Annotated in this window: 14 protein-coding genes; 5 read left to right on the top strand and 9 right to left on the bottom strand. The window is 56.1% G+C overall.

Annotation, left to right across the window (positions count from 1 at the left end):
- Positions 1-171 precede the first annotated feature (171 nt).
- Complete coding sequence (locus AC6IZD_RS19115) at positions 172-582, top strand: energy transducer TonB (protein WP_497785273.1); 411 nt, start codon at positions 172-174, stop codon at positions 580-582.
- 9 nt (positions 583-591) lie between these two features.
- On the opposite strand, the gene ispF is transcribed toward AC6IZD_RS19115, so the two are convergent.
- The 3 genes from ispF to AC6IZD_RS19100 all read right to left on the bottom strand — a co-directional run bounded on the left by ispF (position 592) and on the right by AC6IZD_RS19100 (position 3,161).
- Positions 592-1,170: a 2-C-methyl-D-erythritol 2,4-cyclodiphosphate synthase gene (gene ispF, locus AC6IZD_RS19110; protein ID WP_497785271.1), complete on the bottom strand. Its 579-nt coding sequence runs from the start codon at positions 1,168-1,170 to the stop codon at positions 592-594.
- On the bottom strand, positions 1,167-1,907 hold the full coding sequence (gene ispD / locus AC6IZD_RS19105) for a 2-C-methyl-D-erythritol 4-phosphate cytidylyltransferase (protein WP_497785269.1): 741 nt from the start codon (positions 1,905-1,907) through the stop codon (positions 1,167-1,169). Before ispD ends, ispF begins: the two co-directional genes overlap by 4 nt.
- Positions 1,908-2,036: 129 nt before the next feature.
- Positions 2,037-3,161 carry a PIN/TRAM domain-containing protein gene (locus tag AC6IZD_RS19100; RefSeq protein ID WP_497785267.1) on the bottom strand — a complete coding sequence of 375 codons (1,125 nt, stop codon included), beginning with the start codon at positions 3,159-3,161 and terminating at the stop codon, positions 2,037-2,039.
- 715 nt (positions 3,162-3,876) lie between these two features.
- Between AC6IZD_RS19100 and AC6IZD_RS19095 the strand changes: the two genes are divergently transcribed.
- The gene (locus AC6IZD_RS19095) at positions 3,877-4,851 is read left to right on the top strand and encodes a quinone oxidoreductase family protein (RefSeq protein ID WP_497785265.1); all 975 of its coding nucleotides are present in this window, start codon (positions 3,877-3,879) and stop codon (positions 4,849-4,851) included.
- Between the two features lie 255 nt (positions 4,852-5,106).
- A complete protein-coding gene (locus tag AC6IZD_RS19090; protein ID WP_497785263.1) occupies positions 5,107-5,652 on the top strand; it encodes a hypothetical protein in 546 nt (181 codons plus the stop codon).
- A gap of 49 nt (positions 5,653-5,701) precedes the next feature.
- Here AC6IZD_RS19090 and AC6IZD_RS19085 read toward each other — a convergent pair whose 3' ends face one another.
- Positions 5,702-7,021, bottom strand: coding sequence for an Hsp70 family protein (locus AC6IZD_RS19085; protein WP_497785261.1), 1,320 nt, complete (start codon positions 7,019-7,021; stop codon positions 5,702-5,704).
- 930 nt (positions 7,022-7,951) lie between these two features.
- Positions 7,952-8,500, bottom strand: coding sequence for a hypothetical protein (locus AC6IZD_RS19080; protein ID WP_497785260.1), 549 nt, complete (start codon positions 8,498-8,500; stop codon positions 7,952-7,954).
- 97 nt (positions 8,501-8,597) lie between these two features.
- Here AC6IZD_RS19080 and AC6IZD_RS19075 point away from each other — a divergent pair, with 97 nt between their 5' ends.
- Positions 8,598-9,488, top strand: a complete 891-nt coding sequence (locus tag AC6IZD_RS19075; RefSeq protein ID WP_497785258.1) for a PEGA domain-containing protein — start codon at positions 8,598-8,600, stop codon at positions 9,486-9,488.
- Positions 9,489-9,602: 114 nt separating this feature from the next.
- Here the strand turns inward: AC6IZD_RS19075 and AC6IZD_RS19070 are convergent, their stop codons facing one another.
- Positions 9,603-10,976, bottom strand: a complete 1,374-nt coding sequence (locus AC6IZD_RS19070; protein WP_497785257.1) for a TldD/PmbA family protein — start codon at positions 10,974-10,976, stop codon at positions 9,603-9,605.
- Positions 10,976-12,406, bottom strand: a complete 1,431-nt coding sequence (gene tldD, locus AC6IZD_RS19065; protein WP_497785255.1) for a metalloprotease TldD — start codon at positions 12,404-12,406, stop codon at positions 10,976-10,978. Before tldD ends, AC6IZD_RS19070 begins: the two co-directional genes overlap by 1 nt.
- A 227-nt stretch (positions 12,407-12,633) precedes the next feature.
- Between tldD and AC6IZD_RS19060 the strand changes: the two genes are divergently transcribed.
- Positions 12,634-13,104 (top strand): hypothetical protein, encoded by a 471-nt coding sequence (locus tag AC6IZD_RS19060; RefSeq protein ID WP_497785254.1) that lies wholly within the window; start codon positions 12,634-12,636, stop codon positions 13,102-13,104.
- A gap of 124 nt (positions 13,105-13,228) precedes the next feature.
- Here AC6IZD_RS19060 and lpxC read toward each other — a convergent pair whose 3' ends face one another.
- Complete coding sequence (gene lpxC, locus AC6IZD_RS19055) at positions 13,229-14,113, bottom strand: UDP-3-O-acyl-N-acetylglucosamine deacetylase (protein WP_497785253.1); 885 nt, start codon at positions 14,111-14,113, stop codon at positions 13,229-13,231.
- A 124-nt stretch (positions 14,114-14,237) separates the two neighbouring features.
- Positions 14,238-15,104, bottom strand: coding sequence for a hypothetical protein (locus tag AC6IZD_RS19050; protein ID WP_497785252.1), 867 nt, complete (start codon positions 15,102-15,104; stop codon positions 14,238-14,240).
- Positions 15,105-15,125 lie beyond the last annotated feature (21 nt).

The following is a 15,125-nucleotide window of genomic DNA, read 5'->3' as shown; positions in this document are numbered from 1 at the left end:
CCCAGCCATATTCTAAGGCCATCCACGTACAATTCGGAAACCGGCCACAGATGTTGCGTCACCACCAACGCGTTTTAGATTCCACGCACTCGGGAGCGATTCCAATTAGCACCATGGAAACCGTGTGAGGGGCAGATGGACACGCGCCTCCGTCTCTGCTAGCTTGCTCGCATGAAGAAGCGTTCTCTTATCTGCGCGACACTTCTCATGATCTCTGCAGGAGTGGCACAGCAGCCTGCGCAATCGGCGTACGCTCTTCCCCTGGATAGCCCCACCACTAAGCAGGTCATGCGGATACGGGTGTCGGGGGATGTCGCACGCGCATTTCTGGTACACAAGGTTGAGCCGGTGTACCCGGAAGAGGCGCGGCGCAAGCAGCTCTCAGGCAAGGTCGCCTTGACCGCAACAATCGATGAACGCGGAAATGTGATTCAGTTGCGATTGATCTCGGGCGAGACCATGTTCGCACAGTCTGCGATGCAGGCCGTGAAGCAATGGAAATACAAACCCTACCTGCTGAATGGCCAGCCGATACAGATTGACACCATGATCACCGTCGAGTTTCGACCGGACGCAAGCTAGATCCTGATCTCAAACTGTTCGGGTTCCATTTCCATTGCCATCGATGATCTCGTCGACCGCTTCATCTGCTTCTTTCACTGCCACAACGGCCTCGGCTTCCTCCAGCAGCGGCTCCAGCGGAATCGCCTCCAACAACACCACCGCATGTGCGATTGCGGCATTGTCAGTACCCGTACCCTCCGGAGTTTTTGCCTTGATGCCGACTCGTGCCGGAACCACCTTCAGCAGCTCGGCAACACGAGCGCGCAGTTTCTCAGCGTGTGGAACGATCTTGGGAGCGGCCATGATCATCGTCGTGTCGATATTCACGACGCGGTATCCAGCCATCGTGATCTGGCGCATAGCTTCTTCCAGGAACAGCACGGAATTCGCGCCTTTCCACTGAGGATCGCTCGGCGGGAAGAAGCTTCCGATATCGCCCACGCCTACCGCACCCAGCAACGCATCGGTGATGGCGTGCAATAACACATCTCCATCGGAGTGACCGGCCAGACCGTGCGTGTGTTCCAGCCTGACGCCGCCAATCACCAGGGGCACACCTTGCCGGAACTCGTGCGAGTCGTAGCCAAACCCGATACGCATGCTCATCTTGCGACGCCTTGCAAACGGGCTTCTTGCGCCAGAAAGAATTCAGCAAGCTCAAGATCGGCCGGAGTTGTAATTTTGAGGTTTCTCGGCGAGCCCATTACGACGTACACAGGATGTCCTGCACGCTCAAGCAGACTGGCTTCGTCCGTTCCCTGGAAACCTTCAATGCGCGCTTCGTTGAAAATCGGGCTTAGGATCCCATACCGGAATCCCTGCGGGGTCTGCGCCTGCACGATCACCTCGCGCGGAATCGTGGCCTCGATGACAGCTCCGTCAGGACGGCGTTCCACACGCTTGATCGTGTCAATCGCCGGAACTCCGGCAATCACCGCGCCGTGCTTCTTCACCTGCTCTATTACTTCCGAAATCGTCTCCTGAGACACGAACGGGCGAACCGCATCATGTATTAAAACGAGATCGTCGGGATGCGCGGGCAGTGCGTCCAGAACGTTTCCTACCGACTCCTGCCGATGCTCGCCGCCTTCGATAATATGCACAGGCTTGCCCAGCCCCGCCTTGTCGAGCGTGGCCTTGAAGCCGTCGATTTCCGACTTGCGCATTGCGATCCAGATGGAGTCAACCTGCGGCGCCGCTGCGAACTTGCGCAACGTGTGAACAAGGATAGGAACACCATCGAGTTCGAGAAACTGCTTGGAGCGTAGTGGGGATTGTCCCGCGTGAGCGGCTCCCATGCGCGTTCCCAGACCTGCTGCGGGAATGATTACGTAAACTTTCATAGGGGCTTGTCAGTATAAACAGCGGTGGACCGAACAGCAAATTGACCCTGTCTTCATCCGCCGCGCGAAACGAAAGCGCGAACCCGAGGCTCGCGCTTTCTGAATTGAGTGCAGAGCGCAGGAAGCGCTCTAGTGCGAATTCTCTTCGTGCGCAGTCGTGGTCGCGGCAGTGCCGGCCGAAGCAGTGTGCTGATCGGGCGATGCCGGTTGCGGGTTACTCTTCCGCATATCCGGAGGCCGCGTTTCAGGCTTGGCCATTCCGGTCACGCCGCGTTCATCGAACTTTCCGAAGATCATCTTGCCAGCCGTGGTCTGCAACACGCTCGTTACTGAGATCTCCACAGTCTTGCCAATCATCTTGCGCGCGTTGTCGACCACCACCATGGTTCCATCATCGAGATAGGCGACACCCTGGTTGTATTCCTTGCCTTCTTTCAGGATGAACACCTTCATGATCTCGCCCGGCAGCACGATCGGCTTCAGCGCGTTGGTCAGTTCATTGATGTTGAGCACAGCTACGCCATGCAGTTGCGCTACTTTGTTCAGATTGAAGTCGTTGGTCACGATCTTGCCTTCATAGAGCTTGGCAAGTTCGATCAGCTTCATGTCGACTTCGCGGACCGCCGGAAAATCATCTTCCACGATCATGACCTGAATGTTCGTGAGCTTCTGGATGCGCTGCAGAATGTCCAATCCACGGCGACCGCGGTTGCGCTTCAGCGAGTCGGCCGAGTCCGCTACTAACTGCAGTTCACGCAGCACGAACGCTGGAATCGTGAGGACGCCGTCCATGAACCCGGTTTCAGCAATGTCGGCGATGCGGCCATCAATAATGACCGACGTGTCGAGGATCTTGTGGCTCTTGCGCGACTGCTTCTCGCCACCAAAAACTCCACCCAAGGCCGCGAGATTCAGCAGATCACCCTTGGCTGCACCGACGATCAGGCCCACGTAGGCCATGACCAGCATCACCATGATCTGCATGAAGCTCTGCAGGTGGCCAACCGGAACCGCGTTGCGGATCACCACACTGAAAAGGTAGGCGCCAAGGATACCAAGCACACTGCCCAAAGCCGCGCCGATCAATCGCTTCAAGCTGATCGAACGCAGTCTCACCTCAAACAGGATGACGGCTCCGCCCATGAGCACGCCCAAGCCGGTATCAATCAGCCTCGATAGACCAAATGGCTCTAGAAGATAGCACGCCAGGCCTACTACAAATATGAATAGAACCCTAATTATGACCAGATCCAAGAGGACCTCCCTGCAGGCCCTGTACCAATTACAAACGGGAGCTTAGCATTCACCAGTCCAACTGATGAGGCGCTCCCGGTTATTGCCAGCCTTAATATGCTGGCATTCAAGTACATGTCGTATCAAAGAGCCGGGGTTCAACCCGCAGAACCCAAGCCGCGGTGCCTGCGCACCGAACAGAAAGACCGAAGTATATACCACACTACAACTTATTGCGTCCGTTGACCCAACTTGCGGTCAAGTCAGGGGTAAATGTTTATCAGGCTTTGTTGCACATTGCAACTTTTGAGAACAAAGCTCTGCAACAGTACCTCACTGGTAATCGCGATAAACCAGTTTGGGATTGTAAAACCCTGCCGCACAGGGCACCTTAGAGCTATGTAGCCCCTGCAACATTCTGTTTAGATCAGGGGCTAACCGCTATCGATACAATTTTAGCCGTCCCGCAAGGGAAAGATGAGCGGCTGAGTCTCCCAGGGCAGCCTGAGGAGATGGGAAACCGGCGCTGCTATTCTCGGGGGAGAATGCACGCCGGTTCTTCTTTTCTAATCCGCTCAGCAGAGTTCATCTATAGCGGCCGTTGGCCTCTCTCGCAGAATTCTGCGATACCCCGGAGTTGGGCGTTTTCCAACCAAAGCTATCCAACTCTGACCTAAATTCTCGTTCTGAACTGCTCTTCTAGCATTCCCTCCGGCTTACCCGTACAATCTTGCGCATGAAAGCCATAGTCGTGACATCGTTTGAGGGCCCCGCCGGACTCGAACTCCGCGAGGTTCCTGTTCCTACACCCGCCGCTCACGAGATCCTTGTACAGGTCGAGGCCGTCGGCGTGAATTTCGCAGACGTTCTCGGCGCCCTTGGGCGCTATCCCTCCGGACCAAACCCGCCTTACGTCATGGGACGCGAGTTCGCTGGAACCACTGAGGACGGGCGTCGCGTTATGGGCTATGCGCAGCACTCCGCCTGTGCCGAATTCATGACTGTTCCCGAAGGCTTCTACTGGCCGCAGCCCGAAGGCTGGTCGTCAGCGCAATCTGCTGCCTTTCCGGTGAATTACTTCACGGCGTGGCTGCTCTATTGGAAAGCCGGACTGCTGGAGGAATCTGTCGAGCCCTCGCCAGCGCGCGCCAAGGACCGTCCCCGCGTGCTTATTCATGCGGCAGCCGGGGGCGTTGGCACTGCTGCCGTACAACTCGGCAAGATCCTCGGATTTGAAACCTTCGGCACGGCTTCCAGCCCGGAGAAACTCAAGCAGCTCACCCAGCTCGGCCTCACTCACGGAATTGATTACAACGTCGAGGACTACCTCGTACGCATCCGCCAACTCACCGCAGGAGAGGGAGTCGATGCTGTATTTGACAGCCTTGCGGGTGAGCACACAGGCAAAAGCCTCGCCTGCTGCGCCGAGTTCGGACGCGTCATCATGTTCGGCAACGCCACCGGGCAGGCGGCAAAGTTCAACACCTCAGCGATGTATAACAAGGGACTCAGCGCACACGGGCTATGGCTCACCAAGTTGTCGCTGAATCATGGACTCATCCAGCAGGCGCTAGACTCCATGATGCCTTACATCAAGAGCGGCCAGATACGGCCCACCATCGGAGCCAAGTTCCCCATCAGCGCAGCGGCCGATGCTCACCGTCTGCTGCTGGAACGAAAGAACTTCGGCAAGGTCGTCCTTACCTTCTAGTAATGGAGCCGGAGGCGTCTCCTACGAATCCGGCTCTCAATCTTTTCTCCATACTCGAATTTTCTCCATTAGCAGCTTAGTCGTGAGCGGCACGCCGACTTATTCCAGCATCTCAAAACCGGCAGCTTGGAGTTTTCAGCCGCCCCTTCGAGCAGAGCCATCAGGAGTGGCTCAATCTCGTTCCGTCCACCTACACAAAATAGCGACTCACTTCAATAAGCAAGAAGGATGTGAGTCGCAGGGAGAAGAAAAAGCATGAGACGTTCCTTGCTCGTTTTGATGTTGGGCCTCGGTGTGGCAGCAACAATTGGCGGCTCAAAGATGACCGCCCATGCGAATGACAGCAATGAGGGTGGTGAGGGACAGCGTATCAAGATCGGGTACCAGATCGCCCCGGTTCCACTTGACCTTGCCGGAAAGAATTACGCTCAAGTCGGACTCGGCAGCTATCTCGTTAACGCCGTAGGCGGCTGCAACGATTGCCACACCCAACCTAGCTATGCACCGGGCGGAAACCCGTTCCTCGGCCAGCCCAAAAAAGTGAATGCCGCAAACTACCTCGCGGGCGGGCAAACGTTCGGCCCATTCGTCTCTCGCAACCTGACGCCGGAAAACGGTCTACCTGCCGGGCACACCTACCAGGAGTTCGTGCAGATCATGCGTAAGGGAACCGACTTCGATCACCCAGGCCAACTTCTTCAAGTAATGCCGTGGCCCACGTACCAGTCGCTTTCGGATCGCGACCTGCGTGCAATTTACGAATACCTGCGCGCCATCCCGCCCGCAAATCCCGGCACATAGTCTGTCTCCAGAGATGAACAAGACCCACAGCCTCCTGCGGATGTGGGTCTTACTTTTTCTGCTGATTTGCCTCAGCTGCGCGCAACGCCAACCCTCTTGCCACAGAGGTGAACTCATTTCCGGTGCGTACGCGATCATAACCAAATCGAGTTTCGAAGATGCGCCGCACCGCCGGAACCAGTGACGTGCCTCCCGTGAGAAAGACTCGGTCCACCGCACGCGCATCTACTCCGCTCCTTGTGAGTAGTTCATCTACACACTGCTCGATACGCCCAAGGTCTTCCTCAATCCAGCTCTCGAAATCTGTCCGCGTCACGGGAATGCTCAATTCCAACCCACCTTCGCGGAACCTGAACTCTGCGGCTTCATCGGTGGAAAGTTGAAATTTCAGCCTTTGTACCGCCTGATGAAGCTGGTATCCCAAATCCTCATCCACCAGCATGATCAGCGACTCGATCTTCTCAGGCTCCAGTGCTCGGCGATATGCGCTGCGCAGCAACTCCATCACTTGCCGCGTACGCAGAAACGACAAGTAATGCCAGCGTTCCAGGTTCGCGTAGATCCACGCGGGCACCGCCGGAAGGATCTTTTGCCCAGAGCGAGCCATGCTTTCCGAACCCAGCGCGGGCGAAACCAGCTTGCGCACAATCCGTGCGTCGAATGCATCTCCGGCCAGCCCCACACCACTGTTTCCCAGCAGGTCGCGTTCCGTGCGTCCGCGCTTCCTGACGCCCGGGCCTACGTGCAACAAGGAAAAGTCGCTGGTGCCGCCGCCAAAGTCTCCAATCATAATCAGCTCGTCGTGATCGAGTCCGGATTCGTAGGCGTAAGCTGCCGCCACTGGCTCCATCTCAAACTCGACGTGCTCATAGCCCGCCAGCTTGAACGCGTGACGCAGACGTGCCAGCGCATACTTCTCATCTTCCGGTTTCTCGGCGCTCACAAACTGCACCGGACGCCCTACGATCGCGTTGCGAACGGGCACGCCAAACTGCTTTTCGGCATGTAGGCGGAGATCGGCCAGAATTCGCGAGATCAGGTCTTCCAGCGTGTAGTGGCGACCAAGCACCTCGGTTCCGGTCATCAATCTGCTTGCGAGATAAGACTTGAGCGACTGGATCAACCGCCCCTTATGCTCTGCGTCGAGATACTGCTCAATAGCCCAAGGCCCCGTCCACGACTGCACGTTGCGCTGGCCAGCCTTCTTGTGTTGTTCGAGATAAAGCACGGAGCGAAACGATTCTGTCGCCCCGCTCTCAGAGACAAAGCGCACCAATTCCAGCGAGTCGCCCTTTGCGAGCGCCAGTGAACTGTTGGTCGTTCCGAAATCGATTCCTACAGCAGGATGAGATATTCCAGTGGACTTCACACCCCATTATTCCGCATCCCAAGCGGGCAATGCTCGCGCCCCATCCCCAAGCTGTGCAAAATTGCGTGCAATGTGCCAATTGCGTTTTTGCGAGCACCCGCATCCAAGCAATCACCTGCAGCAATGCTCCCGAACTTCCCGACCTGCTGCAGGAATGCCTCGCCTCCTGCCCAACAACCACCCCCAACCCTGAGAGGCACCGGGAAAGAGAAGAAGTCCCTCACTCCTAATCTCCACTCCAGCTCAATCCAATAACCCATCTGCGCGACGGCCAACCCATCATCGTCGGCGGAACGATCATCGGAAAGCTGCTCGTCATCGTCGTGTCGGCGGTCCTTTGCATCGTCCAACTGCCGCTTTCGAGTCTGCGGGCGTTCGGCGTACGATAAGTTGCGATAAGGGCTTTTACCACCCAGTATGTTTGTCGACGGATCCCGAGTTCGTTGGAGCATGTAACGAGTGGGCATTCACTACAAACCGAGTCAGTGGCGCGGTAAACGACTGGTGTACCGCTCAATGGACCCTGATGAGCCGAAGCGCGAGACCATAAAAATGATCAAGTTTGTCGTCTTCGTCCTTATCGCGGTGCTCGCGTGGCTCGTGTTGACATGGGCGGCTCATTCTCAACGAGTTACGTAGATTCCTTTCTTGCGATGAAGACGGAGGCCTGACGAAAGCTGCTGTTTCAAGCAACGGATTTGCCCTGATAGGCCGACTCGCAGCCGCAGGCATCGGCTCGCGATACGTAGGTGGAGGCATCGGTGCTGCCGCGACCGTCCGAAACGTCTACACGCGATTCCTGGCACACGGCAAAGAGACGCACTTCGGCAACGATACCGAAACTATTCTGGAGGTGTCACCCTCGCACGAACACCGCATAAACCCTGTTCAATAGTGCGTGCAGGGCGAACCAGATCGACTTATATCAATTTACTTGAAGCGTAGACCGCGAAATTCCAGATCGGGTTGCGCTTGGTTCCATTCAGAGGAAATGTGCTCCAGCGTAAGCCGGATCGTGCGCGTCTGCCCGGGCCCAAGTGGAGATTTTGCTAGCTCAACGGCTTCCTCGTCACCACCCAATGAATGAGGGACGAGCACCCGCATCGGCACTGACTCACTCTGCACAGACTGCCCCAACGTGTCCTTGAAGACCGCATTGATCGTGCCTCCAACGACTGTCTTCGGACCATTGTTCTTGACCACGACATCGATGTAGGTCACGGTCGCGCCGAGGAAGTTATCGGCTTGGCTCAGCTTCGCCTGCTCAATCGAGAGATTCGTTGCATAAGGATCGGCAGTCTTCGCAACTTCCTTCTTCGAACGCCCAAGTATCGCGATGATGCCCACTACTACAAGCAGCACGACAAACCCCACGATAAGCGGAGTCCAGTTGTGCGGCTCTTTTTCCACTTGCGGCGCACCAAACAGGACAGGTTCTGTGGGTGTGGTCTTTGGATCGGTGTCGTTGGGCTCAGTCATGGCAGGCTCATTCTAGCAGCACGCGGTTACTAAAGTGAGAAGAAGGTTAGATGCAATCAGCTACTTTCCTTTGACTTACCTTTTTCAGAGTGCCAATGTGTTAACGCCCCTAATTCACTACATCATGGCTCAGCTCTATATGGAGATTCGCGGAGTAATGAAGCAATTTCTAAGCGTTCTTTTAATCTTCTCTCTTCTCGCTTCGACTTCTTTTGCACAAGAAACAAAGACCAGTACCACTCCAGTGACTTCTTCGGCTCCTGCTCCTGCAAAACCGAACACATTGCTTGATGGAACCCCGGTCAAGCTGCGCATCGGCCGGAATATATCTTCTGCCGACGCGAAGATTGGCGAACACGTTGATTTCGAGGTATTGGAAGAAGTCCAAGTTCAAGGCGTTGTTGTAATTGCCAAAGGAGCCACCGCGTCAGCTACGGTGACCGACGCGCAGCCCAAGAAAAGAATGGGGCGAGCCGGAAAGCTTGACTTGGTTCTGGACTATGTACGCTTGGTCGACAACGAAAAAGCTGCATTGACCGCCAGTGCGGGCGGAAAAGGCGGAAGCCATACCGGCGCGATGGTAGGGGCAATGGCAGCAACCGCCATCTTTACATTAGGAGGCTCGGCACTCTTCCTACTGATGCATGGTAAGGACATCACGATCCCTAAGGGTGCAGAGACAACTGCGTACATCAATGGCGACGTATCGCTTGATTTGGCAAGATTCGCACCTCAGCCCGCAGTCGTTTCTGCTTCGGCTGCATCGACCAACGGGTTGTCACAGGTGTCAGTAGATGCAAACGTGCCGAATTGTGAGATCGAGGTTGACAGTGCTTTCGTAGGGAGCACGCCCTCCACTGTCTCTCTCGCAAATGGAGTTCACACTTTGCGCGTGAGCAAGAAAGGCTATCGAGCTTACGAAAGGAAGCTGCATACCTCCGGCGGGAACGTAAGCGTACGTGCAGACCTCGATAGGGCCGGACAGTAACTATTGACGTGAGTTAGGAGCGTGAGGTGTTGGCCTCCGCTTTTAGCTCGCATAAAGATATCTCGCGACCACTGTCGTGATCGCGAGATGCATTTTTCCTGCAATGTAAGTTGGTTATTCGCCTGCGATCGTCATTCCTTCAATTCGCAGCGTAGGACACGCAATCGAACCGCGCCAGATGAGGTCGTTGCCAACTTCGGACAGATTGCTGAACATCTCTCGCAGGTTCCCGGCAACCGTGATTTCCTCCACCGGGTATGCAAGCTCACCATTTTCGATCCAGATGCCGCTCGCGCCCCGGGAGAAATCTCCCGTCACAAGGTTCACGCCAAAGCCGAGAAATTCAGTTACGAGCAGTCCCTGCTTCACATTCTTGATGATCTCTTCCTGCGACTTTTCTCCCGGTAGCAGATAGAAGTTTCCGTTGCCGATTCCGGGCGTGCCAGCCAGTCCGCGCGCAGCGTTGCCCGTGGTCGCCAAGCCGAGTTTGCGCGCAGTATAGGTGTTCAGCAGGTAGCTCTTCAACTCGCCGTTTTCGATCACCGTAGTGCGGCGCGTGGGTACACCTTCGCTGTCAAACGGACGCGTCCCGTACCCGCCGAAAATCGTGCCGTCATCGATCACCGTCACATTGCTGCCAAACGTCTTCTCGCCTAGCTTGTCCGCCAGGAACGAAGCATGGCGGTAGACGGCATCGCCATTTGCCGCGTCGAAGATATGATCGAGCAACGCGCCAGCGGTCTGGCGATCGAACACAATCGGCACCTTCTGCGTCTTTACCTTGCGCGCACCGAGCCGCCGCAGTGTTCGCTCGGCTGCAATGCGGCCGACCTCTTCCGGCGAATCCATCTTGTTCAGTGTGCGCGCCACCGAATACCAGTAGTCGCGCTGCATGTTGCCCTCAGCATCGCTCGCAATCGGCACCGCCGAAATCGAACAGTACGAAGAACGGTACTCACCGACGAACCCATGCGAATTCGCTAGCACTTTCCGCCCGATGCTCGCGTCGAACGTGCCACCGTCGCTGTTCGTCAATCGCTGATCAACCGCCAGTGCAGCCTTCTCTGCGCGCCGCGCCATTTCAATGCGCTCCGCGTTCGAAAGCGAATACACGTCGTCGTAATACAGGCCGAGATCACCTTCAATCTGCCCCAACTGCTCCGGCGCGGGAATGCCGCCCATGGGGTCTTCGGATGTAATCTTCGCCAGCGCGATTGCGCCACGCACGAGTTGCTCCACGCCTTCCGGAGACAGGTCGCTGGTGGAAGTATTCGCCGCGTGCTTTCCCACGAACACTCGGACACCCAGCGCGCGCGAGCCTGATTCCTTCAACGTCTCGACCTCGCCCAATCGCACTACGGTTGAGAACTCCGACCCTTCCGCCACCACGGCTTCAGCCGCCGAAGCGCCGAGTGTAATCGCCTTCTGCACCACACCCGTAGCGAGTTCGCGCAGGTTCACTTCTGCTGGAGTCACTGTTGTGGCCATTATGCTGCGCTCCCTGTGCCGCCCACCGTCATTCGGTCAATCTTCAATGTCGGAATCCCGACGCCCACCGGAACACTCTGCCCATCTTTGCCGCAGGTGCCGATGCCTTCGTCGAGTTGCAGGTCGTTGCCCACCATGCTCACCCGCGTCAGTACGTCAGGTCCGTTGCCAATGAGCGTTGCATCCTTCACTGGAGCCGTCACCTTGCCGTCTTCAATCAGGTAAGCCTCGCTTGCGGCGAACACGAACTTTCCATTCGTGATATCCACCTGCCCGCCACCAAAGTTCACCGCATAGAGCCCGTACTTCACGCTCTTGATGATGTCTTCCGGAGCGTCCTCACCCGCGAGCATGTACGTGTTCGTCATGCGCGGCATGGGAATGTGCTCGTAGCTTTCGCGGCGTCCATTGCCCGTATTCGGCAGTCCCATCAAGCGCGCCGAAAGCTTGTCAGCCATGTAGCCCTTGAGAATACCTTTCTCGATCAGCATCGTGTTGTTCGTGGCGTTACCTTCATCATCCACGTTGATCGAGCCGCGACGCTCATTCAGCGTTCCGTTATCGACTACCGTGCACTTGTCGCTGGCCACCCGCTTACCAAGCAGTCCAGAGAACGCGGAGGTTTTCTTGCGATTGAAATCCGCTTCCAACCCGTGCCCGATTGCCTCGTGCAGCAACACGCCGGGCCAGCCGGGGCCAAGCACGACCTGCATCTCACCCGCCGGACACGCGACGGCACTCAACTGTAAGAGCGCCTGCCGCGCTGCTTCCTGCGCAAAGTGTTCCGGCGTCTTCTCGGTCAGGAACATGTCGAACTTATGCCGTCCGCCGCCGCCCGAGTTTCCTTTCGCACTAAGCTGGCCGTCGCGCGCAATTACAAACACGCTCATGCGCGATAGTGGTTGCACGTCTTCGGCGAACGTTCCATCCGATCCGATCACCAGGATGCGCCGCAGCTCATCGGCATACCCTGCGCGCACTTCCTTAATCCGAGGATCAAACGCGCGTGCCGCTTTGTCCGCGCGAAATACTAGTTCGACTTTCTTTGAGAGCTCTACGTCAGAAGCTGCGTCGGTAATCGGATACAGGCTTGGCCGAGTATTCTGCTTCAGGCTCACCACTGGAGTTTTCGCCGGGCCGCTCGCAATCAGGGCCGCAGTGCGCGCCGCGTGCAGAATCTTCTCTGGCGCAAGATCGTCCGTGTAGGCATAGCCAGTACGCTCGCCGGTCACGACGCGAACTCCGCATCCCGCGCTGATGCCCTGCGACGCCGACTTCACCATTGACTCATCCACCGAAAGCGCAGTCGAGGTCAGGTACTCGAAATACAGGTCGGCGTAATCGCCACCGGCCGAAAGTGCCGCGCCCAGATACTTCTCGAGGTCGCGCTCATTCAGCCCATACTTCTCAAAGAAAAACCGCTTGTCCATGTTTTTGCTCACAAGGATTGGATGCCCAGAACTGCATTAAGTAGCAGTAGATGGAACCGAAGCACTGATTATAGAAGTTCGAGAGGCGTGGCCCATCCCGTCCATACTTTCTCAAGCCACGCCCATGGGAATGTTGTGACCGCCATCACCGCCGACTGGAATGTAGCAGCCTAGAATTCGTACCCTCCCCCAACGCTGTCCCAAACTTCTGTCCTTGAGAGGAAACGATGAAGAAGAAGTTTCTCGCACTGTTTCTCTGCATGGTGATTCCAGTTGCGGTGTTTGCCGGCGATAACAGCTACAAGATTGGCTATGATGGCGGGTCTCTGCCCGATCTGAAGGCTGGGACGAGCATGAAGCTCTATATGGAAAACGGCAATATACGAATAATGAGGGATAAAACTGCGGTAGTGGTTATTCCAGCTTCGGCGGTGAAAGAGATCAGCTACGGCCAAGACGTTCATCGCCGCGTTGGTGCGGCAGTAGGGATCGGTGTTGTCACGCTCGGCGTTGGAGCGTTGATGGCATTAACCAAGTCAAAGAAGCACTTCGTTGGCCTCACTTGGGACGATGGAGGCAAGAAGGGTGGTATCGCATTCCAAGCCGACAAGAGCGACTATCGGGGCTTGCTGGCCGGACTGGAAGGTATTACGGGAAAGAAAGCAGTTAACTCAGACACAATGACGGTGAAGAACTAAGGAACAGAAAGGCTCCTACACCTCAACAAAATGGACGGGTGGCCCAGAGTTGGCGCATTTCCAACTCTGGGAACTGTGTATTAAGACACATACAATCTCAGAAAAGTAGTTTTATGTTTCGTGCTTACTGCGCCATTTCGGCAGGCTGCAACGCCGAATCTTCGAGCGTCGTCAGTTCCCACGACGAAGGATCGCGCAACAACCGGCTGACGAGCGCGGTGTGCATGGCGTGACCTGCACGGTCGGCGACTACGCGCCCCAGAACTTGATGGCCAATCAGCGAGAGGTCGCCGATGAGGTCGAGAACCTTATGCCGTACAAATTCATTCGACATCCGCAGCTCGCCATTCAGAATTCCCTCGCGCGTGAGCACGATGGCATTCTCTTCCGTTGCGCCGCGAATCAATCCCATGTTTCGCAGCGCTTCGACTTCGTGCAGGAATCCAAATGTACGCGCCGGTGCGATATCGCGAGCATAGTCGCCGCGTGAAAGATCGACACCAATCGATTGCTCGCCAATAAGAGGATGAGGGAAGTTGATGGTGTAAGTGACGGAAAAATTCTCTGCAGGATAGAGCCCCACGAATTTTTCGCCTTCTTGCACCTGCACTGGCTTTAGCACTCGCAGATATTGTCGGGCGCGGCGCTGTCGGCGCAAGCCTACTCGCTGCACCATCTCCACAATCGGAAGCGCACTGCCATCGAGAATCGGCAATTCAAGATTGTCGAGTTCGACGATGGCGTTGTCGACGCCCATGCCTACAAAAGCCGAAAGCACGTGCTCCGTGGTGGAGATCAACACGCCTTTCTTCATCAAGCTTGTGGCGTAACTTACCTTGGCGACGTTGCGCCCGGTAGCCTCAACCTGAAAATCATCGAGATCTGTGCGACGAAAGACAATCCCTGAGCCTGGCGACGCAGGCACAATGCGCATGCGGACAGGTACACCGCTATGAAGGCCAACGCCTTTGCACTCAACGGCTGCGCGGACTGTCTGCTCTGAAATCAACGATTCCTGTAACCTATTTACCACTATTCAGGTTACAGGGAATTCTCTCTAGCGAACTGTGGGATTTTCGCCACAGTGCGTGTCTCTACAAGTGAAAACGTGCGGTTCGGATTCCGCAATATGCCTACTTCTTCTTGGCCCGTGGATTGTAGCTATGCGGGTCATAGGTAGCTTTGGCATCGAACAAGTCCGGCTGCAAAGGGACGTTGTACTCGACGTGAGTTAGAAAACTCTGTCCCGTGATTTCACCATCGCGGCGGCTTGTAGTGGTGAATGGAGTGGTGATCCCCTGTATTGTTCGATAGTTGCCGTAGACGGTTTCATCCTCGATCTTGTACTTGTCGGCGTCACGCCATGTATAGCGACGGTTGATAGGCAGATGAGTGTGAACGTCGATCCCAATGCTCACTTCATCGTTGTTGGCGTTGAGAATGCTGATGACATCCACCATCTGCTGATCCGCAACGGACTGGCCTTCATATAAGACGATGGTTTTGGGATCTTTGAGCCACTCGCGCATGATCGTTTCGAGCGAATGCCTGCGGCGGCGAATGTACTCCTGCATCGTCTTGTCATCTTCCGAGGCTGTTCCCTTGAATGTCTTCTCGTACCCTTTGTCGCCGTTGTAGATGTAGATCACATCGCGCTGCTTGGTGAGTTCGCGACGTTCCTTGTCCGGATACTGGTAGAAGCGCCAGAAGAGCGTGCCTGCCGAGTTCGGATTGCCATGATAGAAGCTGTAACTGCGACCTTGCTGTTCGCTGGTTTGGTAAGTGAGCCAAGCCTGCCCGCCGAGAGCTTTCACCATGTCATCGAGAAGCTGCCGAGCTTTCTGGCTGGACGCATCGGGCGTAGAGGCAGGCTTCGCCGGAGCGGTGCTCGACGTAGGAGGTGCATCGACGGAAGACGGATCCTGCGCAAACCCGCTTTGCGAAAGGACGGCGGGGACTACACAGGCAGTCAGCAAAAGGGATAGGAATCTCTTCATCATTGTTTCGCTCTATTGCACCTT

The sequence above is a fragment of the Koromonas humicola genome (assembly GCF_059726255.1).
Note: the sequence above shows the minus strand (reverse complement) of the source record. Positions and strands in the feature narration are given on the sequence as shown.

Bases quoted from the DNA above. Each gene is read 5' to 3' on its own strand.
- tldD (WP_497785255.1), bottom strand. From the start codon at position 12,406: ATGGACAAGCGGTTTTTCTTTGAGAAGTATGGGCTGAATGAGCGCGAC.
- AC6IZD_RS19060 (WP_497785254.1), top strand. From the start codon at position 12,634: ATGAAGAAGAAGTTTCTCGCACTGTTTCTCTGCATGGTGATTCCAGTT.
- ispD (WP_497785269.1), bottom strand. From the start codon at position 1,907: ATGAAAGTTTACGTAATCATTCCCGCAGCAGGTCTGGGAACGCGCATG.
- AC6IZD_RS19050 (WP_497785252.1), bottom strand. From the start codon at position 15,104: ATGATGAAGAGATTCCTATCCCTTTTGCTGACTGCCTGTGTAGTCCCC.
- AC6IZD_RS19115 (WP_497785273.1), top strand. From the start codon at position 172: ATGAAGAAGCGTTCTCTTATCTGCGCGACACTTCTCATGATCTCTGCA.
- AC6IZD_RS19070 (WP_497785257.1), bottom strand. From the start codon at position 10,976: ATGGCCACAACAGTGACTCCAGCAGAAGTGAACCTGCGCGAACTCGCT.
- ispF (WP_497785271.1), bottom strand. From the start codon at position 1,170: ATGAGCATGCGTATCGGGTTTGGCTACGACTCGCACGAGTTCCGGCAA.
- AC6IZD_RS19095 (WP_497785265.1), top strand. From the start codon at position 3,877: ATGAAAGCCATAGTCGTGACATCGTTTGAGGGCCCCGCCGGACTCGAA.
- AC6IZD_RS19090 (WP_497785263.1), top strand. From the start codon at position 5,107: ATGAGACGTTCCTTGCTCGTTTTGATGTTGGGCCTCGGTGTGGCAGCA.
- AC6IZD_RS19080 (WP_497785260.1), bottom strand. From the start codon at position 8,500: ATGACTGAGCCCAACGACACCGATCCAAAGACCACACCCACAGAACCT.